The sequence below is a fragment of the Myxococcus faecalis genome (genome assembly GCF_050039385.1).
Taxonomy (GTDB): Bacteria; Myxococcota; Myxococcia; order Myxococcales; family Myxococcaceae; genus Myxococcus; species Myxococcus fulvus.
On the sequence record NZ_CP144336.1, the window covers coordinates 7,857,171 to 7,880,791 of the forward strand.

17 protein-coding genes are annotated in these 23,621 nt (G+C 70.2%); 6 read left to right on the top strand and 11 right to left on the bottom strand.

The features are described 5' to 3' along the window. A complete protein-coding gene (locus VZQ01_RS31655) occupies nt 1–1,059 on the bottom strand; it encodes a 2-oxoglutarate and iron-dependent oxygenase domain-containing protein (RefSeq protein ID WP_426745498.1) in 1,059 nt (352 codons plus the stop codon). Between the two features lie 227 nt (nt 1,060–1,286). Then, on the bottom strand, nt 1,287–2,900 hold the full coding sequence (locus tag VZQ01_RS31660) for a bifunctional metallophosphatase/5'-nucleotidase (protein WP_426745499.1): 1,614 nt from the start codon (nt 2,898–2,900) through the stop codon (nt 1,287–1,289). Between the two features lie 244 nt (nt 2,901–3,144). Between VZQ01_RS31660 and VZQ01_RS31665 the strand changes: the two genes are divergently transcribed. Continuing rightward, the gene (locus tag VZQ01_RS31665; RefSeq protein ID WP_426745500.1) at nt 3,145–5,040 is read left to right on the top strand and encodes an alpha-amylase family glycosyl hydrolase; all 1,896 of its coding nucleotides are present in this window, start codon (nt 3,145–3,147) and stop codon (nt 5,038–5,040) included. A gap of 53 nt (nt 5,041–5,093) precedes the next feature. On the opposite strand, the gene VZQ01_RS31670 is transcribed toward VZQ01_RS31665, so the two are convergent. From VZQ01_RS31670 to VZQ01_RS31700, 7 genes are all read right to left on the bottom strand, one after another. Continuing rightward, complete coding sequence (locus VZQ01_RS31670) at nt 5,094–5,840, bottom strand: MBL fold metallo-hydrolase (protein ID WP_223781937.1); 747 nt, start codon at nt 5,838–5,840, stop codon at nt 5,094–5,096. Further along, nucleotides 5,837–6,334, bottom strand: coding sequence for a pantetheine-phosphate adenylyltransferase (gene coaD, locus VZQ01_RS31675; RefSeq protein WP_426745501.1), 498 nt, complete (start codon nt 6,332–6,334; stop codon nt 5,837–5,839). Before coaD ends, VZQ01_RS31670 begins: the two co-directional genes overlap by 4 nt. Next, nucleotides 6,331–7,647 carry an MFS transporter gene (locus VZQ01_RS31680; RefSeq protein ID WP_426745502.1) on the bottom strand — a complete coding sequence of 439 codons (1,317 nt, stop codon included), beginning with the start codon at nt 7,645–7,647 and terminating at the stop codon, nt 6,331–6,333. Before VZQ01_RS31680 ends, coaD begins: the two co-directional genes overlap by 4 nt. A 166-nt stretch (nt 7,648–7,813) precedes the next feature. Next, nucleotides 7,814–8,410: a TetR/AcrR family transcriptional regulator gene (locus tag VZQ01_RS31685; RefSeq protein ID WP_223745351.1), complete on the bottom strand. Its 597-nt coding sequence runs from the start codon at nt 8,408–8,410 to the stop codon at nt 7,814–7,816. An 82-nt stretch (nt 8,411–8,492) separates the two neighbouring features. Next, the gene (locus VZQ01_RS31690; protein WP_223781940.1) at nt 8,493–9,329 is read right to left on the bottom strand and encodes an alpha/beta fold hydrolase; all 837 of its coding nucleotides are present in this window, start codon (nt 9,327–9,329) and stop codon (nt 8,493–8,495) included. Nucleotides 9,330–9,433: 104 nt separating this feature from the next. Continuing rightward, nucleotides 9,434–9,988 (bottom strand): adenine phosphoribosyltransferase, encoded by a 555-nt coding sequence (locus tag VZQ01_RS31695; RefSeq protein ID WP_223781941.1) that lies wholly within the window; start codon nt 9,986–9,988, stop codon nt 9,434–9,436. Beyond that, complete coding sequence (locus VZQ01_RS31700) at nt 9,985–10,971, bottom strand: 2-hydroxyacid dehydrogenase (protein WP_426745503.1); 987 nt, start codon at nt 10,969–10,971, stop codon at nt 9,985–9,987. The genes VZQ01_RS31695 and VZQ01_RS31700 overlap by 4 nt, the downstream gene beginning before the upstream one ends. Nucleotides 10,972–11,105: 134 nt before the next feature. On the opposite strand from VZQ01_RS31700, the gene VZQ01_RS31705 reads away from it, so the two are divergent. The 4 genes from VZQ01_RS31705 (at nt 11,106) to VZQ01_RS31720 (ending at nt 18,252) form a co-directional block, all read left to right on the top strand. Continuing rightward, complete coding sequence (locus VZQ01_RS31705) at nt 11,106–14,378, top strand: DEAD/DEAH box helicase (RefSeq protein WP_408889628.1); 3,273 nt, start codon at nt 11,106–11,108, stop codon at nt 14,376–14,378. Nucleotides 14,379–14,523: 145 nt separating this feature from the next. Next, nucleotides 14,524–16,263 (top strand): DNA repair protein RecN, encoded by a 1,740-nt coding sequence (gene recN / locus VZQ01_RS31710; RefSeq protein ID WP_223745356.1) that lies wholly within the window; start codon nt 14,524–14,526, stop codon nt 16,261–16,263. A 60-nt stretch (nt 16,264–16,323) separates the two neighbouring features. After that, nucleotides 16,324–17,121, top strand: a complete 798-nt coding sequence (locus VZQ01_RS31715) for a Stp1/IreP family PP2C-type Ser/Thr phosphatase (protein WP_046715334.1) — start codon at nt 16,324–16,326, stop codon at nt 17,119–17,121. A gap of 219 nt (nt 17,122–17,340) precedes the next feature. Then, the gene (locus VZQ01_RS31720; RefSeq protein WP_141322888.1) at nt 17,341–18,252 is read left to right on the top strand and encodes a M23 family metallopeptidase; all 912 of its coding nucleotides are present in this window, start codon (nt 17,341–17,343) and stop codon (nt 18,250–18,252) included. Nucleotides 18,253–18,616: 364 nt separating this feature from the next. Here the strand turns inward: VZQ01_RS31720 and VZQ01_RS31725 are convergent, their stop codons facing one another. Further along, nucleotides 18,617–19,324 (bottom strand): nucleotidyl cyclase domain-containing protein, encoded by a 708-nt coding sequence (locus tag VZQ01_RS31725; RefSeq protein WP_267700037.1) that lies wholly within the window; start codon nt 19,322–19,324, stop codon nt 18,617–18,619. A gap of 57 nt (nt 19,325–19,381) precedes the next feature. Next, nucleotides 19,382–20,404 carry a 23S rRNA (cytidine(2498)-2'-O)-methyltransferase RlmM gene (rlmM, locus tag VZQ01_RS31730; protein WP_426745504.1) on the bottom strand — a complete coding sequence of 341 codons (1,023 nt, stop codon included), beginning with the start codon at nt 20,402–20,404 and terminating at the stop codon, nt 19,382–19,384. 343 nt (nt 20,405–20,747) lie between these two features. Here rlmM and secA point away from each other — a divergent pair, with 343 nt between their 5' ends. Next, on the top strand, nt 20,748–23,597 hold the full coding sequence (gene secA / locus VZQ01_RS31735; RefSeq protein ID WP_426745505.1) for a preprotein translocase subunit SecA: 2,850 nt from the start codon (nt 20,748–20,750) through the stop codon (nt 23,595–23,597). The last annotated feature ends 24 nt before the right edge of the window (nt 23,598–23,621 follow it).

Here is a 23,621-nt window from a genome sequence, read left to right on the forward strand (position 1 = left end):
TCAGCCCGCGGCGAGTCGTCGAGGCACCTCTTCCACGGGGGCGGTGCGCTGGACGGCCTCCTCCCGCAGCCACGCGAGCGTCGTCAGCCGGTCCTCGTCGAGGATGCGCTGGGTGGTGACGCGGTCCGGGTAGCAGCGCATGAACATGTGCGTGAAGTGCGTGCCGTAGTGGATGAACTCGTCGCGCGTGGGGTCCTTCAGCGGGCGGACGCAGGCCTCGAAGTGGGGCTCGTGGAAGTACGCCATCGCGAAGCGCTCGTGTGAGGCGAGCACCACCTTGTGCGGCGTCGACAGCAGATAGCCCCGCGTGAGGAACTGCAGGATGTCTCCGGGGAACACCGTCAGCACGTCGGGGACGGGCTTCACGAAGGTCCACGGCTCGTCGTGCTCGTACATGCCCGCGGAACTCTCGCCCTGCAGCCAGTTGCGCTTGCGCGGCTCGCCCTCGACGGGCGGGCGGACCCACAGGCCGCCCACGTCGTCCTGCGCGGCGATGACGAGCATGCCGTAGTCCGTGTGCGCGCCGATGCCTCGCGTCGTTGCGGGAGAGCGTGCGGGAAAGCGCAGCACGCGCATGTGATGCCAGCCGTCCTTCGTCAGCGCGGTGAGCGCGTCGATGTCCAGGCCCAGTCCCAGCGCGGTGAGCCGCAGGAGCCGCTCGCCCGCGGAGCCGAGCTCCTCGGTGTGCGCCGTCATGCCCAGCCGATAGGCCTCGTCCGGCCAGGGCGCCGGGCCATGGCAGGGCCAGCCGGAGTGCACGCGCGCGTCGGTGAGGGGCACGTCCTTGCAGACGGTGAAGACCTCCGAGTAGTCGGCCTCGCCCGCGGTCAGCTCCTCGCCGGAGGCGACGTAGCCCGAGTACGTCGAGTCACTCACGCAGCGCTGCTTCTCCTCCAAGGGCTGGCGGAAGAAGCGCCGGCTCAGCTCGAAGGCGTGACGGGCCTTGTCCGCCTGCGCGGGGCTCATGCGAATCTGGAAGATGCCGTCGCGTCGCCAGGCTCGAATCATCGCGAGCCCGAGCGCGACATCGGCTTCACTTCCACTCACGACGTGCGGCAAACGGAATGTCTCCAACTCGGCCATGGGCGCTCCCGGGTGGGGGTGGGCTGGGGGCGCTCCCGGAAACAAGCTGGCCGAGTCGGAAGATGCGACGGGGGCGCTCCGCCGGCGCGCGAGTGGAGCAATCCCTCGCGTTCATCGCCAGACACGGGGCCAAATCCACCCAGGTTTCGGGGGGTCAGATTGTCGGGAAGTGGATGCGAGGGCGCGCGAATTCCGCCCGGGGTTTATTTCAGGGGAGGCGAGGGTCGGCGCGCGTCGTGTGAGAGCGTCGCGCCATCCAGCCGGACGATGCGGCCCTCGGCCTTCGCGCGCGGCGCGGGCTTGCCCGAGTGCAGCGCCTGCGCGAGCAGGTCCAGCGGCGTGCGCCCGTCCTTCATCGCGGGCGTGGAGGGCAGCCCCTTGAGCATGTCGTAGCCGTCCTTCCCGCTGGTGAGGAAGCTCAGCGTGGCGAGCCGGTACGTGGCCGTGTCGTCGAGCGGCTTGCCGTTCACCTTCACGTCGACGACGCGCGAGCCCGGCGGCTTGCGTGCGTCGAAGGTGAAGCGCATGCCGGAGACCTGGAGGAAGCGGCCGGGGCGCGCGTCCTCGCGGCTCAGGCTGACGCCGTTCTCCAGCGCGGCGCGCAGCGTGGCGCCGGGAATCTCCACCACCACCAGCTCGTCGGTGTAGGGCATCAGCGCGTGCAGGTCCCTGCGCGTGAGCGTGCCGGCGGGGAGGATGGTGTCGGCGCGCAGCGCGCCCCCGTTGACGAAGGCCACCTCGGCGCCGGCCGCCTCGCGGAAGATGTCCGCGACGAGCGAGCCCAGGTTCGTCTCGCGCGAGCGCACCTGCGTGCCGCGGGCGTCGAGCGCCACGGGCGTCCTGCCCACCGGCTCCGCGAGCCTGGCGAACAGCGCCTCGTAGGGCTTCATGGCCGCGTTGAACTCCGCGTCCTCGGGCACCTTCTTCGTGACGGGCAGCCGCGCCCAGGACAGCTTGCGCACCTTGCCCGTGGCCGTGTCCACGTCCAGCGTGAGCCGGCCCAGCTCCAGCGCGTCCGCGGGCACCTTGAAGATGGGCGTGCCGGTGGTGCGGTCATTGGCGCCCACGTGGTCATGCCCTCCGAGGATGGCGTCGACCTTCACGCACCTCGCCAGCTTCCGGTCCTGCGCCAGCTCCAGGTGCGTCAGGCCCACCACCACCTGCGCCCCCTCCTCGCGCAGCTTCGCCACCGCCTCCCGCGCCGCCTGGCAGAAGTCGGTGAACAGCGTGTCGGGCCCGGCCTTCGTCGAAGTCTTCGTCTCCGGCAGCACCACGCCGAACAGGCCCACGCGGACGCCACCCAGCTCCCGCACCTCGTACGCCTTGACGCCCTCGAACAGCGCGCCCGTCTTCGCGTCGACGACGTTGGCGCCCAGCCAGGTGAAGCGCGACTGGCGGATGCGCTCCTTCAGCACGTCGTCGCCGAAGTCGAACTCGTGGTTGCCCAGCACCGCCACGTCCAGCCCGAGCGCGTTCCACGCGTCCACCATGTGCCGGCCCTTGAGTGCCTTGCCGTCCACCTCCAGCAGCGACTCCACCGACGGGGACAGCGTGTCGCCGCCCAGGAGCGTCAGCACGTGCGGGGCAGGCGACTCGCTCAGCACCCGCTTGCGCAGCGTGGCCACCCGCGCGAGGCCGCCCCGGCCCCCGTGCTCCTGCTGGGGCTGCACCTGGTACACGTCCGCCAGGTGGAGCAACGTCAGGCGCGTGGTGCCCGCGGGCGCCGCGCCCCGGCCGAGGCCCGGGGCCAGCGTCAGGAGCAGCGCGAGCGGCAGGAGCAGGGCCCCACGTCGGGCCAGCGCTGTCGTCGTCGTCATCGCGAGTCGTTCTCCAGGGGCGCCCGCACGGCGCCGGGCTCGCCGGAGTAGCGCACTCACGCGACGAACGCGAGCACACCCGCCTTCACCTCAGGCCCCTGAGTCACGACCATCCCAGGACAGCCAGGAAAACCGCCGCAGTGTGTCATGGGTGAAAGTTACAGAAATCTGATGAAGCCGGTTTGCCCGTACTTCACTGCGATTGCTAGGACCCGCCCTGAACAACCCTAGGGAGGTCGTCACCATGCGACACAACACGTGGAGCGCGCTGCTGTTGGCCGGCTTGTTGGGCTGCGGCGAGAGCGCGCTCGAGAATCAGCAGCGCTCCGGCGAGGAGACAGCGGAGGTCGTTCAGCGGCTCGGCCCGTCGAGTCGTCCGGGCATGGGGGCCACCGTCTACTCGGGTGGCGTGACGTTCCGCACGTGGGCGCCGCTGGCGCAGAAGGTCTTCGTCGCGGGCGACTTCAGCGGCTGGGGATGGGTGGAGCTGGGCGGCGAGGGTAACGGCAACTTCTCCGGCGACGTGGCGGGCGCGGTGAAGGGCCAGAAGTACAAGTTCGTCACGCGCAACGCGTGGGGCAACGACGCGTGGCGCGCGGACCCGCGCTCGGCGTGGCAGGAGAACTCCACGGGCGCCAGCATCATCTACGACCAGGGCGAGTACTGGTGGAACGCGCAGCAGTACAGCACGCCGGGCTTCAACGAGATGGTCATCTACGAGATGCACGTGGGCACGTTCCACGACTCTCCGGGCTGGGGGCCGGGCAACTGGACCAGCGCCATCGCGAAGCTCGACTACCTGCGGGATTTGGGCATCAACATGGTGAAGGTGATGCCGGCGTACGAGTTCGCCGGCGACTTCTCCTGGGGCTACAACGTGGCCTTCCCGTTCGCGCCGGAGAGCGCGTACGGCTCGCCCAACGACATGAAGCGCTTCGTGGACGAGGCGCACTACCGGGGCATCGGCGTCATCTTCGACGTGGTGCACAACCACTGGGGACCGAGCGACCTGCCCATGTGGTGCTTCAGCGGTGACTGCCTGGGCAACGGCGGTGAGTACTTCTTCACCGACAACCGCAAGTCCACGCCGTGGGGAGACACGCGCCCGGACTACGGCCGCGCCGAGGTGCGCGCGTACATCCGCGACTCGATGATGAACCTGCTCGACAACTTCCGCGGCGACGGCCTGCGCTGGGACGCGACGAAGTACATGCGCACCATCGACGGCTCGGGCGACATCTCGTCGGCGTGGCAGGTGTTCCGCTCGGTCAACCGGGAGATCAACGCGAACAAGCCCTGGAAGATCTCCATCGCGGAGGACTTCGGTGGCGGAGACTCCATCACCAACGACGCGACGAGCGATTTCGCGGGCGGCGCGGGCTTCGACGCGCAGTGGACCGCGGAGTTCGTGCACCCCATCCGCGCGGCGGTCATCGAGCAGAACGACGCCAACCGGAACATGAACGCGGTGCGGGACGCGATCACCCAGCGCTTCAGCGGGCGCTCGCACGCGCGCATCATCTACTCGGAGAGCCACGACGAGGTGGCCAACGGCCATGCCCGCGTGCCGGAGGAGATCTGGCCGGGCAACGCGGGGAGCTGGGCGGCGAAGAAGCGCTCCACGCTGGCCGCGGGCATCACCATGACGTCGCCGGGCATCCCGATGATCTTCCAGGGCCAGGAGATTCTGGAGGATGGCTTCTTCGCGGACGGAGATCCGGTGGACTGGGGCAAGCTCTCCACCTACGGCGGCATCCACAACCTGTACCGCGACCTCATCCGCCTGCGCCGCAATTGGAGCAACAACACGCGCGGCCTGCGCGGCGGCAACGTCAACGTCCACCACGTGAACAACTCCGGCAAGGTGATTGCCTACCACCGGTGGGAGAACGGCGGCCCGGGCGATGACGTCATCATCGTGGCCAACTTCAGCGGGACGTACTTCCCCAGCTACAACATCGGCTTCCCGCGCACGGGCACCTGGTACCTGCGCTTCAACAGCGACTGGAACGGGTACTCGGGTGACTTCGGCAACACCGCGTCGGCGAACACCACGGCGTACAGCGGGGCCAAGGACGGCATGGGCAACAACGCGTCCTTCGCGATTGGTCCCTACTCGCTGCTCGTCTTCTCGCAGTAACGCGTGAAGGAGGCACCCGGGCGCCCGGCTTGAATCGGGCGCCCGGAGGCTCCTCACACGGTGTAGCGGCGGCCCTGCTGGAGCGGCTCGATGACGCTCGCGGCCGTGTCGAAGTCGTCCGGGTAGTGGATGAGGCGCATGCGGGCGCGCAGTCCCTCCGGCAGCGCGGCGAGCTTCTCGTAGGGTGTGTGCACGCCGTAGTTCGTCTCGTGGATGACCAGGTCCGCGCGCGACAGCCAGTCGATGAGGCCCTCGTCGAAGGCGGTGTCCGCGCTGTAGCCCAGGCACCGGCCTCCGGCGTGGATGCGCAGCGCGGTGGTGGGCACGTGGTGGTACGTCATCCGCGCCTCGATGAGGAAGGGCCCGTGGCGCACGGCCGACTCGGTGGAGAGGGGCGTGTGCTCGAAGTAGTCCTCGAAGTGCTTGGGGTTGGGGGCCTCGCCGCGCTTCTCGATGAGGCACTCCATGCCCGCGGCCAGGTGGCCTTCCCACAGGCGCTCGGCGACGTCCGGGTGCGCGAGCAGCTCCAGCTTCTTTCGCAGGATGAAGAAGGAGAAGTAGCCCAGGCCCTCCAGGCCCGAGGAGTGGTCCGCGTGCAGGTGGGTGAGGGCCACGGCGCTGACGCGGTCCACGTCCAGCGGGACGCCGGACGTCAGTGACGCCTCGCGCATCATCTTCCGGATGGGGTGGGGACAGTCGATGAGGAGGACCTGGTCCTCGACCTCCACGGCCAGGCACGAGGAGTAGTGGAGCGCGGAGAAGGCGTCACCGACACCCAGGGGGATGAAAGTCATGCTCATGGCTGGCTCGGGTGGGACGGGTGGAGACGCTCGCGCAGCTTCGCCGCGACGGCGGGAGGACAGAAGTCGGAAACGTCCTCGCCCCGGAGCACGCGCGCCTTGAGGCCGCTGCTGCTCACCTCGGCGAGGTGTGCTTCCGCGGGGAGTAAGAGGGTGGCGAGCTCGGGCGCGAGCACGCGGTTGTTGTGCGCGAGCTCCGTCTCGAACTGGGCGTCGGTCGCGCCCCGGACGCCGCGGAGCAGGACGCTGGCGCCGATGGCCCGCGCGTAGTCGACGATGAGCCCCTCGGTCCACGCCACGGTGACATTGGGGTGGGGGGCCACGGCCTCGCGCACCAGTGCGACGCGCTCGTCGGGGGACAGGAGCGTGTTCTTCGCGGGGTTGATGGCGACGATGACGACGACGTGGCCGAACAGTCGCGCGGCCTGCCGGACGACGGACAGGTGCCCGGCGGTGACGGGGTCGAAGCTGCCTGCGTAGACGGCGATGGTCATGGCGACACCTCGGGTGTTCCGGGCGTGAGCGCTTGTGACTTCGGGAAGGCGATGGTGACGAAGAGGGTGCCCGCGACGCAGAGGGCCGCGGCCAGGAGGAAGTGGCCCGTGTAGCCGAGGGCCTGTGCGCTGAAGCCGCTGAGGGCCGCAGCGGCGCCGGTGGCGAGCACGACGAGCGAGGCCTGCACGGTGTAGTCGGTGGCGGCGTGGTCGGGACGGCAGACGTCCATCATCGCGGTGAAGACGGCGGCGGTGGCCATGCCGCTGGCCACGTGCTCCACGGCGCAGACGGCGGTGAGCCAGGGCAGGCCCGACACGGTGCCGCTGGAGACGAGCGCGTACAGGAGCACGGCGGTGGCCTGGATGACGCCGAACAGGAGCAGGGCCCGCTTGCGTCCGAGCTTCACCACGAGGCTGCCGCCGAGGAGCGCGCCCACCAGGCCCGCGGTGAAGCCCACGATTCCGAGCAACCACGCGATGTCCGTGAGCGTCAGGCCCCGGTCGACCAGGAAGGTGCGCAGCATGCCCGTGGCCAGCGCTTCACCGGCCTTGTAGACGACGAGCAGGGCGAGCCACGTCCCCGCGCCCGGGCGCCGCACCCACCAGCCGAGGCCCAGGCTCACGCGGGGCGGGGGCTCGGAGGGGGGCTCGCGATAGAGGGCCACGGGGATGGTGGCGACGAGCAGCATGAGGCCGAGGGCCACGAGGGTGGGGCGCCAGCCCGCGGCATCGAAGACCGCGAGCATCACGCCGCCGCCCAGGATCATGCCCACGCGGTAGGCGGCTACCTGCACGCCGTTGCCCCAGCCGCGCTCGGAAGGGGAGAGCAGCGTCACCGCGAGTCCATCGGTCGCCACGTCCTGCGTGGCCGCGAGCAGGTTGACGCCGAGCACCGCGGCGAACAGGACCTGCGTGCTCACGGTGGTGTCGGGCAGCGCGAGCGAGAGCAGCAGGCCCGCGCTCAGGCACTGGAGCGGGAGGATGTAGCCGCGCCTGAGGCCCCAGCGCGCCGAGCCGTGCCGGTCCATGTACGGCGCCCACAGGAACTTCAGCGCCCATGGGAGCGCGAGCAGGTGCGACAGGCCGATGGCGGGCAGCGACAGGCCCTGGTGGCGCAGCAGCACCGGGAGCGCCTGGGTGAAGAAGCCGAAGGGCAGGCCCTGCGAGAGGTAGAGGCTCGACAGGAGCCCGAGCTTCGTCACCGTGCCCAGGTCGGGGCTCGCGACGAGGCTCGCTCCAGGGAGCATCGTCGAAGGGGTGAGCGTGTCTTCGCGTTGTCCGCGCCCGCTGGGCGGGGTTGGGAGGGCGCTCATGCGAGCCTCCGCGCGGACATGGCATCGCGCGACGTCGTGTCGCGGCAGCCTGTCGCCGCGATGCGCCGAGCGAGGGCCGCGACGGGCGTGGGCCCCGTGGCATGGGTGTCGTCGCATCGCGCAACGCCGGGTTCCCGGCCACCGGTCCAGTGTGGGAGGAGCGGGCTCATGCCTCCTCCCCATCCAGCACACCCGCGGCCATGCGCTTCACGGTGTTCGCGGCCGTACCCGCGGGCACCAGGCCCGGCGCGCTCGCCGAGAGCACGAAGTAGCCCTGCACCGCCGCGAAGAGCCCCGCCGCCAGGGCCCGCGCCTTGCGCTTGCCCACGCTCGCCGCGACCAGCGACTCCAACTGCTCCAGGTCCGCGCGCACCACCTGCTCATAGGCCGCGCGGACCTCGGGCTGACGGATGGCCTCCGCGCTGATGGTGACCCAGCCCGCGACCGCGCTCGTGTCCGCGTCGGGCCCCAGCGAGAGGAACGCGTCCACGAACGCGTCCACGCGGCCCCGGGTGTCCTCGGGCGCGAGCTTCGCGAGCTTCGCGGCCACCCGCGCACGGCCCCGCGCCGCGAGCTGCTCCACCAGGACGAGCAGAATCTCCTGCTTGTCGCTGAAGTGGTAGTGCACCAGCCCCGGGCTCAGCCCCGCCGCCTTCGCGATTTCGTTGACCGAGGCCCGCTCGTAGCCCCGCTCGGACATCACGCGCAAAAGGCCGGCGACGATTTGCTGGCGGCGCTCCTCGGTGTTGGACGGACGGGGCATGGTGGCCTTGTTTATTGGTTGTTTGACCAACTTATAAACAGGCGAGCGGAAGTCGTCAACCCGTCCTCGGGATGGAGTGGGCTCACCGTGGGGTGGAGAGGTCCCCCGTCTGGACCGCGGTGTGTCGCCCCGAGACGAGGGCCTGGATTCCCGTCGCCACCAGCGCCGGCACCTCCAGCGAGGGCAGGTGGCTGACGGCGGGGAGCTTCATGACGTGGAACCAGGGGTGCCGCACTGCGAAGGCCACCTGCGTCTCCAGGTAGTCGTGCGCGTCCGGTTGCGCGTACAGGTGCAACGTGGGCGTGGGCGGATTCAGTCCCGCGAGCGCGCGCAGGGGCGAGCCCTCCCGGGCATAGGCCGCCGCGATTTCGCGCGCCGCGCGGGCCCACATCTCCTCGGAGAACTCGAGCATGTCCTCGTGGATGACGCGCAGCACGTCCTCGTGCTCCACGCCGCGCGTCCACTCCTTGAACAGCGCGTCGCGCGTGCGTCCCCAGCGCTCCGACATGAGGCCGCGCAGCGTCGCGAGGAAGGGCGGTGGCGGCTCGGTGACAATCCAGTCCAGCAGGACGAGCTGGGGAACCCGCTCCGCGCCCAGCTCCCGGCGCAGCTCCAGTCCGAAGAAGCCCGCGTGGGACACCGTCACCGGCACCACCTGCTTCGCGCCGCTGGCCTCCACCACGGCCTTCAGGTCCTCGAGCACCGTGCCGCTGTCGAAGTCGCCCTCGCCTTGCTCGGAGTCGCCGTGGCCCCGCAGGTCGACACAGAGGATGCGGTGTCGCGCGGAGCAAAGGGGGACCAGGGGCGCGAAGACCTCCCGGCGCGTGCACCAGCCGGGGATGAAGAGCAGCGTGGGCTCGCCCTCGCCGACGTCGTCGAAGCGGATGCGGGCATCGCCGGTGGAGCGCACCTCGGGCATGTCTCCCCCTGTGGAACGAGGCTTCTCGTCAGAGGGTGGACACCTGAACGGAGCGTCGCAGCAGGCGAGCGGGGAAGGGGCGGGGGCCCGGGTCGGCCCTTGCCTCAGAACGTCAGCAGGCTCGTCACGGGCGTGGGCGCCAGGCGTTTGCCACCGTCGAGGAAGCCCAGGTGGATGAGGAAGCTGAAGCCGACCAGCTCTCCACCCAGCCGCTTCACGAGCCGCCCCGTGGCCTCCGCCGTGCCGCCCGTGGCGAGGACGTCATCCACCACCAGCACGCGCTCACCCGGGGCCAGGGCGTCCTCGTGTATCTCCAGGCCGTCCGCGCCGTACTCCAGCGAGTAGCGCTCGACGACGGAGCGATAGGGCAGCTTGCCCGGCTTGCGCGCGGGGACGAAGCCCGCGCCCAGCGCGAGGGCCATGGGCGCGCCCAGCAGGAAGCCCCGCGCCTCGACGCCCACCACCTTGGAGATGTGTTGTCCCCGGAAGGGCGCGGACATGGCGTTGATGACGCGGCCGAACAGCCTCGGGTCGGCCAGCACGGGGGTGATGTCCTTGAAGACGATGCCGGGCTTGGGGAAGTCCGGCACGTCGCGCAGACGGGCCTTCAGGTCATCGACGAGGGTGGTGTCGGCGAGGCTCGCGGCGGGCAGGGTCATGGGAAGAGCTCGGGGTTGACGCAGTGAGGAGGCCGCTGTCCGTCCAGCGCGGCCAACAGGTTGTCCACCGCCATGGAGGCCATGCGCCCCCGGGTGGCGTGCGTGGCGCTGGCGATGTGGGGCGCCAGCAGGACGTTGGGCAGGCCCAGCAGCGGACTGTCCTGGGGCAGCGGCTCGGGGTCCGTCACGTCCAGGGCCGCGCCGCCCAGGCGGCCCTCGCGCAGGGCCTCGACGAGCGCGTCCGGGTCCACCACGCCGCCACGCGCGGTGTTGACGAGCAGCGCCCCGGGCTTCATCGCCGCCAGCTCCGCGCGCCCCACCCAGTGCCGCGTCTGGGGCGTCAGCGGCACGTGTAGGGTGAGGATGTCCGCTTCGGAGAGCAGCGTGGCCTTGTCCACGCGCCGGGCCCCCGTCTCCTGCTCCAGCGCGGGCCTGGGCTCGCGGCCCACATAGAGGATGCGCATCCCGAAGCCCCTCGCGCGCCGGGCCACCGCCGAGCCGATGGCCCCGGGGCCGACGATGCCCAGCGTGGCGCCGTACACATCCGTCCCCAACAGGAGGGTGGGGCTCCAGGTGCGCCAGTGCCCCGCCCGGACATGGGCGTCCGCCTCCGCCACGCGCCGGGCGAGGCCCAGAATCAGCGCGAAGGCGAAGTCCGCGGACGTCTCCGTGAGGGCGCCGGGGGTGTTACCCACCACCACCCGCCGTTGCGTACAGGCCGGTACATCGATGTTGTCGTAGCCGACGGCCACGTTGCTGACCGCCCGCAGGCTGGGGGCCTGGGCAAGCAGGCGAGCGTCCACCCGGTCCGTCAGCAGGGTGACGAGCCCCTGGGAGCGGGCCGCCTCGGCGAGCAGGGTGTCACGGGAGGGTGGCAGCTCCTGGGGCCAGACGTGGAGGTCCACGAGCCTGCCCAGTCGCCCGAGGGCCTCCCCGGGGAACTGGCGGGTCACGAAGACACGGGGGCGGACGGTCCGGGTCATGGCGAACGTTGATGCTCTCATAGCCTGATGCCGGTGGCTGCTTCCGCTGGCGGACTCATCCACATTTCCCGCGAGCGGGAGCCCCCTTGCTGTGCTAGTGGCAGGGGTTCCCCGGCGCTAGGAGCCTGGGGCCTGTGCCAGCCGTGCAATCCACCGCCGACATCCGAGACGCCCTCCCTCCTCAGGACACCCAGTGGCTCAGGGCCCTGAAGGCCGAAGTCCAACCCACCATCTTCAAGAAGGGCCGGGAGGTGGCGGAGTCGCGCCGCGTCTTCGGGCTCCAGCGCGAAGGGGACCACATCCGCGCGCAGGTCGCCGGTTCCACCGGCGAGCGCTATGAAGTCGTGATTGCGCTGGGGGACGGCAAGGCCACGTCCACCTGCACCTGTCAGTCGTGGAACGCGGATGGCCCCCACTGCAAGCACGTCGTCGCCGCGGCGCTCATCTATGCCGCGCGCTTCCGTCCTCCGCCTCGCCCGCAGCCGGTGGCGCCCCAGCCCGTGGAGCAGCAGCCACAGGCCACCGCGTCCGGCGCCAGCAACGAGGTCGTGGACAACGAGGTCCCCATCGAGCCGGACTCGCCTCCGGTGGACGCCGCGAACCTGCCGGCGCTCGCCAAGGTGGAGAGCTGGCTGGGCCTGTCCTCGCAGCCGGACTACGAGTTCTTCTACCGGCTGACGGCGGCGAACACGAACGCCGGTACCCGTCAGTGGGTGGTGGACGTGCGTCGTCAGGACGCGCAGACCAAGGGCCCCATCCACGTCAAGCGCACGCTGCAGACGGGCGGGCGGCTGTCCCCGGCCGACGAGCGCGTCTTCATGGCGCTCTCCCGCCACGAGCACCGCTACGACTCGCGCCTGGTGCTCTCCGACGAGGACCTGAGCGAGGTGATGGACATCCTGCGCCAGCGCCGGGTCATCTACCGGGGCACCGCGCTCATCAACACGGAGACACCCGTGCGCCCGCAGATCCGGCTGGAGTCCCGGCCGGACGGCGCCACGGCGCGCATCGAGCTGCTGTTCCCGGACGGGGGCAGCTTCTCGCTCAAGGACGTCATCATCCTGTCGGGGCGGCGCACCTGGGTCATCCAGGCGCAGAACCTCCACCCGGTGGAGCCGGACTTCCCGCCGCGCCTTTTGCGCAAGTGGCTGCTCGAGCCCAACATGTCCTTCCCCTCGGGACAGCTGGACCGCGTGCTGACCTTCTTCGCCGCGCACCTGCCGCGCTTCCGCATGTCGCTGAAGGCGGACGACATCGAGGTCGACGAGGCGGTCGAGCCGCACTTCGTGCTGACGCTCGAGGGCAACCCGGAGAAGGTGAAGGTTCAGCTGGCCGCGCGCTACGGGCAGACCACGGCGCCGGTGTCCCCCACGGCCACGCACCTGGGCTACGCCAGCGGCGTGGGCGGGGACAGCCGCAAGCTGTACCGCCGCCGCGAGGACCTGGAGCGCGCCGCGGGCAAGCAGTTGCTCGATTTGGGCCTGCGCTTCGAGCCGCAGTCGCAGGCGTTCGACGCGACGGGTGACGTGGCGCTGGAGTTCTGGGCGCGGGGCCTGGCGTCCTTGCCGGCGGAGTGGGAGCGCTTCGGCGTGCAGGCGCCCAAGGTGCGGCTGCGTCCCAAGCTCAAGCCGCGCATCCGCGTGGGCATGAGCGGCGTGCAGTGGTTCGACCTGGACGCCGAGTTCGTCACCGACGACCAGGCGGTGGACCTGGGCGCGGTGCGCATGTGGCTGGACTCGGGGCGGCGCTTCGTGCCGCTCAAGGACGGCACCTTCGCGGAGGCGGACGCCGTCGAGCTCAAGCGCGTGGCGGACCTCCTGGAGGAGGCGGGCGCCATGCCGGGCCGCTCGCGCACGCGGCTGCCGCTGCACCAGGCGGTGGCGTTGGACCTGCTCGCGGACCTGGGGGAGTTCACCGAGGTGGAGGCGAAGGCGCGCCAGGCGATGCTGGAGCTGCGCGAGACGGCGGGCGTGCCGAAGGTGGCGGTGCCCGACGGGCTGCAGGCGACGCTGCGTCACTACCAGGAGGCGGGCCTGTCCTGGCTCTGGTTCCTGCGCCGCCACGGCCTGTCCGGCATCCTCGCGGACGACATGGGTCTGGGAAAGACGGTCCAGTCGCTCAGCCTCTTGCAGAAGATGGCCAACGAGGAGGGCCGCAAGCCGTCGCTCGTGGTGGCGCCCACCAGCGTGCTCGCCAACTGGGAGCGCGAGGCGGAGCGCTTCACGCCGGGCCTCAAGGCCATGGTGTGGCACGGGCAGGACCGCAAGGAGCGCGCCGAGGACCTGAAGGGCATGGACCTGGTGCTCACGTCCTACGCGCTGGTGCGACGCGACTTGGACCAGCTGTCCCAGGTGGGCTTCCGCTTCGTCATCCTGGACGAGGCGCAGAACATCAAGAACGCGGACAGCGCCACGGCGCAGGCGTGCAAGTCGCTGCCGAGCGACACGCGCCTGGCGCTCACCGGTACGCCGCTGGAGAACCGGCTGTCGGAGCTGTGGAGCATCTTCGACTTCCTGATGCCGGGCTTCTTGGGCAGCGCGGACAGCTTCGGAGACCGCTACGAGCAGCCCATCCAGGTGGCCAACGACGCGTCGGCCCGGGACAGGCTGCGCCGCCGCATCCAGCCCTTCATCCTGCGCCGCTTGAAGACGGAGGTGGCCAAGGACCTGCCGCCGAAGACGGAGAGCGTCGCGTGGTGCGAGATGGAGCCCGGCCAGGCCGCGCTCTATCGGGAGGTGATGGAGGAGAGCAAACGCAAGGTCAGCGAGAGCATCGAGAAGGTCGGCTTCAAGCGCAGCCGCGTGTCGATTCTGGCCGCGCTGATGCGCCTGCGGCAGGTGTGTTGTGATCCACGCCTGCTCAAGCTGCCTCCCGGGACGCTCTTGCCGCCCAGCGCGAAGGTGGAGCGCTTCCTGGAGCTGGTGGAGGACCTGGTGGCGGAAGGCCACCGCGCCCTGGTGTTCAGCCAGTTCACGGAGATGCTGGAGCTGCTCAAGCAGGAGGCGGACAAGAAGGGTCTGCGCTACCTCTACCTGGACGGTCGCACCAAGGACCGCATGGGCAAGGTGGACGAGTACAACCGCCCGGACGGACCGCCCCTGTTCTTCATCTCGCTGAAGGCGGGCGGCACCGGCCTCAACCTCACGGCGGCCGACTACGTCATCCACTTCGACCCGTGGTGGAACCCCGCCGTCGAGGACCAGGCCACGGACCGTACGCACCGCATCGGCCAGACGCGCGCGGTCATCAGCTACAAGCTGATTACCCGCGGCACGGTGGAGGAGAAGATCCTCTCCCTGCAGCGTCGCAAGCGCGACCTCGCCGCGGGCGTCCTCGGTGGGGAGGGCGACGAGATGGCCCGCACGCTCACCGAGCAGGACATCCAGGAGCTCTTCACCGAGACCTGAGTCGGAACAAAGGGTTGGGGCTCCAACGGGCCCCGCCCTCACCCGCCCTCCGTCCGTCCGGTTGGGCTGAATGCCTGTGCAGTGTCAGGGGGACCTGTTAGGGTGTTCAGTGCCAGGGCCGTCGTACGGACATTGGAGGGCGCGCGTGCTGCTGGGTCTGCGGATTTCGAACGTGGCGGTGATCGAGGAGGTGGAGGTGGCGTTCGGAGCCGGCCTCACCGTCCTCACGGGTGAGACAGGTGCGGGCAAGTCCATCCTCGTGGATTCATTGGGCTTGCTGCTGGGAGGGCGGGCGGACGCGGATGTCATCCGCGCCGGCTGCGAGGAGGCGTCCGTGGAGGGCGTCTTCGCGCGGACGCCAGTCCTGGGCACACGCCTGGAGGAGCTGGGCCTGCCGGACCTCGGGGACGAGGTGCTGGTGCGCCGGGTGCTGGGGCGCACCGGGAGGGGCAAGGTCTACGTCAACGGCGCGCTGGTGACGGTGGGCGTGCTCGGGAAGCTGACGCGGGGGGCGGTGGACCTCGCCGGACAGCACGAGCACGTGAGCCTCTTCGACTCCGGCCTGCACCGGGTGCTCCTGGACAGGTACGGGGAGATGGAGGCGCCGCTGGCGACCTACTTCGGGGAGTACCAGGCGCTGCGGGAGGTGGACGCGCGCATGGAGGCCCTGGGCGGGGACGAGGCGAAGGTGCGCGAGCGCGCGGAGTTCCTGCGCTTCCAGCTCGATGAAATCTCGCGCCTGGACCCGGAGGCGGGCGAGGACACGCGGCTGGACGCCGAGCGCAAGCGCCTGTCGAGCGCGGAGAAGCTCAAGCGCCACGGGGCGGAGGCGGAGCTGCTGGTGGCCGGCGACGAGTCCTCGGCGCTGGAGACGGTGGGCCGCGCGCTGGGGCTGGTGCACGACGCGGTGAAGTGCGACGCGACGCTTGCGCCCGTGGCGCAGTCGTTGAGCACGGCGCTGTCGGAGCTGGAGGAGGCGCAGCGGCGGCTCAACCGGTACGTGGAGGGCCTGGAGTCGGACCCGTCGCGCCTGCGGGACGTGGAGGAGCGGCTGGATGGCCTGAAGCGGCTGTGCCGCAAGCACGGCGCCACGCTGGACGGCGTGCTCAAGAAGCGCGGCGAAATCGAGGCCGAGCTGGGCACGCTGGAGAACCGCCAGGAGGTGCTGGAGGAGCTGGCCTCGGAGCGCCGCAAGGTGGAGGAGCGCGCGCGCAAGGCGGCCCTGGCGCTGTCGCGGGCCCGCACGAAGAGCGCGGTGGAGTTCTCCGCGCAGGTGCGCGAGGGCCTGGGGCACCTGGCCATGGGCAAGGCGGCCTTCGAGGTGCGCGTGACGCCTGGAGAGGTGCTGCGTCCGGACGGCCTGGACGACGTGGAGTTCTTCTTCAGCGCCAACCCCGGCGAGCCCGCCCGGCCCCTGGCGAAGGTGGCCTCGGGCGGCGAGGCGAGCCGACTGCTGCTGGCCCTGAAGCGGGCCCTGGCGGACAGCGACGCGTGCGGCTCGTACGTGCTGGACGAGGCGGACGCGGGCGTCAGCGGCGCGATTGCCGACGTCGTCGGGCGGATGATCAAGGAGGTGAGCGGCCACCGTCAGGTGCTCTGCATCACCCACCTGCCGCAGGTGGCGGCCTACGCGGACGCGCACCTGCTCATCCGCAAGGCGGTGAAGGGCGAGCGGACCGTCTCCCAGGTGACGGTCCTGGCGGCGGGCAGCGAACGGACGCGGGAGCTGGCCCGGATGATGTCCGGCGTGGAGGTGACGCGTGAGGCGCTGGGGGCGGCGGAGGCCCTGGTGCGCTCGGCCCACCGTTCCCTGGGGGCGCCCAGGACCCGCCGGGAGTCCGGACCCGAGGGGGGACCCCGGGGACGCCTCAGGCGGACGGCTTGACGCGCTGCAAGGTCATCCGTGTCCTTGCCCCATCCTTGGGTCTCACATAGCATCCTTGGTGTGTCCAACACCGCAGGGCAGACCGCGGCCTCCCGCCTCAAAGTCGTTTCCGCTGGCCTGACGGACGTCGGGCGGAAGCGTAACCACAACGAGGACAGCTTCCTCATCGACGATGAGCTCCAGCTCTACGTCGTGGCGGACGGCATGGGCGGTCACGCGGGAGGTGGTACCGCGTCGCGCATCGCCGTCGAGACCATCGACAAGGAGCTGCGCCGGGCACGGGAAGGAAAGGACAACCCCTTCCTCTCCGTGCCGCACCTCCAGGACTCACCGATTCCGGAGGCGCTGCGCACGGCCGTGGAGAAGGCATGTCTCGCCATCTACACGGCGGCGCAGGAGGACCCACGCCTGTCCGGCATGGGCACCACCGTCATCTCCCTGGTGGTCCGCGAGGAGCACGCCTTCTTCGCGCACGTGGGAGACAGCCGCGCCTACCTCATCCGGGGTGACCTCATCCAGCAGATCTCCGAGGACCACTCGCTGGTCAACGAGCAGATCAAGGCCGGGATGATCACGCCGGAGGAGGCCAAGCACTCCCGCTACAAGAACATCATCACCCGCTCCGTCGGCTTCGAGGAGGAGGTGCAGGTGGACGTCATGGGGCTCGTCTCCGAGCCCAACGACGTGTTCCTGCTGTGTTCGGACGGTTTGGCCAACATGCTCGAGGACAAGGAGATCCACGAGGTGGTGGCCCAGGCGAAGTCCTTCGAGGACATCCCCAAGCGCCTCATCGACTTCGCCAACGAGCGCGGCGGCGACGACAACATCACCGTCATCCTGGTGCGGGTCGCCGCCTGACGGCGACTCACGAAGTGGTGGCCGGCAAACACCTCGTCAGGTCACTGTTGACCTTGACACTCTTGGAAGCTGAATGGTAGCTGCCCAAACGTTTCCAATCCTGACAGACGCCGTCAGGTGACGGAGCTGGAGGGGTGTGGCGGTGGGGGGAGGTGTTGAGCGCCGGGGAGCGACTTAGCTTCTGGCGCCGGATGTCCCACGCAAGCAGGGAGCTGTCCCGTGGCGAAAAAGTCCTTCACGTTGATGGTGATCCCGGACCACGACGCGCCGGTGAAGCGGTACACCATCCAGCGCTCGTTCCTCATGCAGGTGGGGATGGGGCTGATGTTGGTCGTGGGACTGGGCGCGGGCGCGAGCATCCACTACTTCCAGGTCGCCGCGGACGCCTCGGAGAACCGCATCCTCCGGGATGAGAACCTGACGTTGCGCTCGCAGCTCAAGTCGGTGCGTGAGCGCATCGAGCACATCGGTTCGACGCTGGACCGGGTGGAGCGCTTCGACCAGAAGCTGCGCGCGATGACGCTGCTGTCGGACCCGCAGCGCAACCTGGCGATGGGCCCCACGGAGCCCGAAGCGCGGGTGCCGACGACGGACACCCAGTTCACCCAGCTGACGACGACGGAGACGCCCAAGCTGCTGATGGGCCGGCTGGACAAGCTGAGCGCGGAGGCCACCCGGCAGGAGCAGAGCCTCCAGGAGCTGCAGGCGTACTTCCAGGACCAGAAGTCGCTGCTTGCCTCCACGCCGTCGGTGTGGCCGGCGCGCGGTTGGGTGACGAGCGACTTCGGTCAGCGCGTGGACCCGTACACGGCGGACCGGGTGATGCACTCGGGCCTCGACATCGCGGCCCCGCACGGCAAGGAAGTGTACGCGCCGTCGGACGGCACGGTGGTGTTCGCGGGCCTGGAGGGTGGCTACGGCAACGTCATCGTCGTGGACCACGGCTACGGCATCAAGACGCGCTACGGCCACCTGGCGAAGATGCTGGTGAAGGCCGGTGACCGGGTGAAGCGCGGCGCGCTCATCGCCGCGGTCGGCAACACGGGCCGTTCCACCGGACCGCACCTGCACTACGAGGTCCGCGTCAACGGCATCCCGCAGAACCCGCGCAAGTTCATCCTCGAGGAGTAGGCCGAGGCGCGCAGGGCCCCGGGCGGCTTGTTCGGGGCAGGTGGTTTGGGAGCACGTGACACGCGCGGGACGCCGGACCCTGGCAGGTCTGCCCCGGTGACAGGTGCTCCGAAGCGCGGTCCTCGGAAGGCGGGCTTACGAGAGTCCCCATGAGACCGCGAAGCCCGGTGGAGGCACCGGGCCGCTCCTTCCTCCAGATTCGACTCGGAGCCCGTGTGCCGGATGGGAATGCGGCGCCAGAAGCGACGCGTCCGTCCCGTGAGCGGCAGGTGGCCTCTCTGGGGATGGACGCGTCCAGACGAGTTCGACTCCGAGGCCGTGCTCCCGATGTGCGGCGTGGCGCCGCAGCGACGCGTCCCTCCCGTCAGAGGAACGTCGCCTGCCCGGGGATGGAGGCGTCCAGGCGCAGCCGGCGACGCTGGAGCCCCTCGGCCCTGCCGCTGCGCTGCATGACGTGCGCGCGCTCCAGCTCGGCCCAGATGAGGGGCCCGAGCACCTGCCAGTGAGAGGGCGCGTCCACCGTCACCTCCAGCAGGCTCACCGTCCACTCCGGCACCTCGGCGTCGGGCGTACCTTCGGGCAGCACGCGACGTACGTCCTGGACCAGTCGCTCGTGGGTGGGGCCCGCAAGGTCCTCCTTCACGGTGAGCTGCGAGGTGGGGACGAGGAGCGCCGCGAAGGCATCCGGGTGCAGGCGAATCACCTTTGCGCCCGGGTACTGCGCACCGAGCGACTCCACGGTGGTGCGCAGAATCGCGTCGCCGACGCCGAAGCCGAAGCGCGCGTTGTGCGAAATCATGCCCTTCACGTCGGCGATGACGGCCCCCACTCGCCAGCCGTCGTGGTGGGCGTGGGTGGACAGGTCGTACTCCTCCTTCAGGAGGCTGCCCTGGGTGAGGGCGGGCACCTGGAGCGCGCCCGTCTTCGCGTCCGGATGGCCGCGCCGGGCCTGCTCGGCCTGGAGCAGGGCCTCGACGGCGGCCTGCACGGGGGCCTGGGGCGAGCGGGTCAGCACCCAGGGATACAAGGCGATGAGGGCGGTGGCGGTGGCGTCGTCGAGCGGATAGGGCATCTCAGGCGCTTCTCTAGCGCGTCGCGCGCCCTCGCGCAGGCGCTTCCCGCTCGACTGTCAGCGAAGGCGGTGGGCTGTCACCGTGACCTCGTCCCGGTCATGGTAGAGCTGGCGGACGGTGAGGCCCTCCCAGCCGCCCTCCTCGACGAGCGTGTGCCGCACGCGCACGAGGACCGGGTTCTTGTCCTTCATGGGCAGCTTGATGTTGGCCACCAGATGGCTCGCCCAGCCCCGGCGCCCCCACTTGGCGAGCAGCTGCGCCACCTCCAGCGGGCGCCAGGCCATGTCGCAGAAGAGCCAGTCGGCGGGCTCCTCGGGCGCGTAGGCGAAGGCGCTCTCCTGCACGTGCTTCACCCGGCCATGGGACGCCAGCTCAGGCATCAGCTTCGCGGGGTCCACCGCCACCACCCGCGCGCCCCGGGACACCAGTCGCTGCGTCCACCCACCTGGCGCCGCGCCCAGGTCCACGCAGACGTCGCCGCGCCCGGGCTCGAAGGCCAGCCCGTCCAGCGCCTCCTCCAGCTTCATGGCCGCCCGCGAAGGGGACTCGACCTCGCGGCGCATGCGCCGGCGTCCACCCGGGGCCAGCGACAGTGCCTCCCGCGCGAAGATGCTGCCCACCACCGTCACGCCATCCGGGGCGACGCAGAGCGCGACGAGCCGCGCGCCCGCCTCCTTCGCCCGGGCCCCATCCTCGAGCAACCGCTCCGAGGGGAGCCGCGCCTTCACCGCCGCCTCCAGTGCCTCTGCCGTCGTCGCCAGGGGATTGCCCCGAGGGCTGTCGGGCGTGAAGGACTGGAGAAGCCACGGCCCCGTCCCAGGCAGGGCGCCGATGGACCGGGCCGCCGCCTCCGCCAGGACCTCGGGCGCGCCAGGGGGCAGGGAGGCGACCACCTGGTAGCCCGCCCGCGCGAAGGCCGGAGGAGGGCTCGGGCTCCGCTCGCTCTCCACCAGGGCGTCTCCCAGGAGCCGGGGCGCCGCTCCCGCCCAGGCGAGCTCCTCGAAGAGGTGCGACTCGAAGCCCGCCCGGCACGTCCACAGCCAGCGCCCGGCCACCGGCGGCTGCGTCTGTGCGGGCATGGAGGGAATCCGCGCCCTCGGTGGGGCGGGGGGCGGCGTGGGGCGCGCTGGGGCGGCCTGGGCCTTCGAGGAGGAGGGCTTCCTGGAGGGCGGAGGGCCGGGGCGGCGCGCGGGGGGCTTGGAGGAAGCGCCCCGGACAGGCCGGCGGCGGGGATTTCGTGAAGGGGACATTGCGTGGGCTCGGTTCCGCTTTACTCTGAACCGATGCGCGCTGGGCAACCGGCCGAGAGGAAGTTTACGGAGGCGCGCGTGGTTTCCCACCAGCCCTCCCTTACATCTCCAGGGATTTCCCTTCACTCGCCGCCGTCCTTCGAGGATTCTCCGGCCGCGAGAGAGTCAACGAATGATCGAATGGACGCTGAAGAAGCTCATCGGGACCAAGAATGAGCGCGAGCTCAAGAAGGCCCGCGAGAAGGTCATCCGCATCAACGAGCTGGAAAGCCGGATGCGGGCCCTCAAGGACGAGGACTTTCCCGCCGAGACGGCTCGGCTGAAGCAGGAGATCCAGAACGGACGGTCGCTCGACAGCATGCTGTTCGAGGCCTTCGCGCTCATCCGCGAGGGCTCGCGCCGGGTCATCGGCCAGCGCCACTACGACGTGCAGCTCATCGGCGGCATGTTCCTCCACGAGGGGTGCATCGCGGAGATGCGCACCGGTGAAGGCAAGACGCTGACGGCCACGCTGCCCAGCTACCTCAACGCCCTGTCCGGGCGCGGGGTGCACGTCGTGACGGTGAACGACTACCTCGCCCGCCGCGACGCGGAGTGGATGGGGCGGGTCTACAAGTTCATGGGCATGACGACCGGCTGCGTGCTCCACGAGCTGTCCGACAAGCAGCGCCAGGAGGCGTACCGCTCGGACATCACGTACGGGCAGAACAACGAGTTCGGCTTCGACTACCTGCGCGACAACATGAAGTTCCGCTTGCAGGACTACGTCCAGCGCGAGCTGAACTACGCCATCGTCGACGAGGTGGACTCCATCCTCATCGACGAGGCCCGCACGCCGCTCATCATCTCCGGTCCCACCGAGGACAGCACGGACAAGTACTACCGGGTGGACCAGGTCATCCCCGGCCTCGTCCCGGACCAGGACTTCACCCTGGACGAGAAGCACCGCTCCGTGTCGCTGACGGACGACGGCATCGACAAGCTCCAGAAGCGGCTGGGCGTCTCCAACCTGTACGACCCGGGTGAGATTGAAACCCTCCACCACGTCGAGCAGGGCCTGCGCGCGCACACGCTCTACAAGCGCGACAAGGACTACGTGGTGAAGGACGGCGAGGTCGTCATCGTCGACGAGTTCACCGGCCGCCAGATGCCGGGCCGCCGCTGGTCCGACGGCCTCCACCAGGCGATTGAAGCCAAGGAGGGCGTGAAGATCGAGAACGAGAACCAGACGCTGGCGACCGTCTCGTTCCAGAACTACTTCCGCATGTACTCCAAGCTGTCCGGCATGACGGGCACCGCGGACACGGAGGCGGAGGAGTTCGCGAAGATCTACAGCCTGGACGTGCGCGTCATCCCCACCAACCGCGCCAACATCCGCAAGGACCAGCAGGACGTGGTCTACAAGACGGAGCGCGAGAAGTTCGAGGCGGTGGCCGCGCAGATTGAAGAGCTGCACAAGGTGGGGCAGCCGGTGCTGGTGGGCACGGTCTCCATCGCGAAGAGCGAGGTGGTGTCCAACTTCCTGAAGAAGCGGGGCGTCCCCCACAACGTGCTCAACGCCAAGCAGCACCAGCGCGAGGCGGACATCGTCGCGCAGGCGGGCCGCAAGGGCGCGGTCACCATCTCCACCAACATGGCCGGCCGCGGCACGGACATCCTCCTGGGCGGCAACGCGGAGGTGCTGGCGAAGGCGGCCGTGGGCCCCCCGCCGGAGGCCCCTCCGCCCGTGGCCCCGCAGGCCCCCGTCGAGGGCGCGGTCGCCCAGCCGGACCCGCAGGCCGCGTACCAGCAGGCCCTGGCCGAGTGGGAGCAGAAGCTCGCCGACACGCAGGCGAAGCTGGAGGCGGAGACCAAGAAGGAGCGCGAGGAGGTGATGGCGGCCGGCGGCCTGTTCATCATCGGCACCGAGCGCCACGAGTCGCGCCGCGTGGACAACCAGCTGCGCGGCCGCGCCGGTCGTCAGGGTGACCCGGGTGGCAGCCGGTTCTTCCTCTCCCTCGAGGATGACCTGATGCGCATCTTCGGCTCCGAGCGCATCCAGGGGCTGATGGAGCGGCTGGGCATGGAGGAGGGCGAGGTCATCGAGCACATCTGGCTCACCCGCGCCATCGAGGGGGCCCAGAAGCGCGTCGAGGGACACAACTTCGACATCCGCAAGAACCTGCTCGAGTACGACGACGTGATGAACCAGCAGCGGCGCACCATCTACAAGCTGCGTCGTCAGGTGCTGGCCGCGGGCGCGGGCCTGCCGCTCGTCGAGTTCACCGAGGACCCGAAGACGCGGGTGAAGAGCCGCTCCGAGCGGATGGTGAGCTGGGCGGACTTCAAGGAGATGGTGCTGGACGCGGTGGAGGACGTCATCGTCTCCACGGTGGACACGTACGCGCCGACGAAGAGCTCGGACGGGTGGGACCTGGCCTCCCTCACCAGGACGGTGAAGGAGACGTTCGACCTGGACATGAACTTCGACAACGTCGGCAACCGCGACGAGCTCCAGGACCACATCTACCGGGCGGCGGAGAAGGTCTTCCGCCAGCGCGACGAGGAGTTCGGCGAGAACTTCCTGCGCTTCCTCCAGTACAACTACCTGGCGACCATCGACCGGCTCTGGAAGGAGCACCTGCTGGGCATGGACCACCTGCGCCAGGGCATCGGCCTGCGTGGCTACGGCCAGAAGGACCCGAAGCAGGAGTACAAGCGCGAGGGCTACCAGGGCTTCATCCAGACCCTGGCCTCCATCAAGGCGCAGTTCGTCTCCCAGCTCATGCGCGTGCAGCCGCGCTCGGCCACCAGCGCCGAGGAAGAGGCCGTCCGCATCCAGCGGCAGCTGGCCCAGCAGCAGCGCAAGGCGGTGGAGGGGCGCGGCACGGCGGAGGGCAAGCTGGACGAGGCCTCCGTCGCCCAGGCGGCCCGTCCTCCGGCGGCCCAGCAGGGCCCCCGCGTGGGCCGCAATGATCCCTGCCCCTGCGGCAGCGGCCGCAAGTACAAGAAGTGCCACGGCGCGGCGGAGGCCAACGTCTAGGCCGCCTGTCGCTCCCACGGTGTC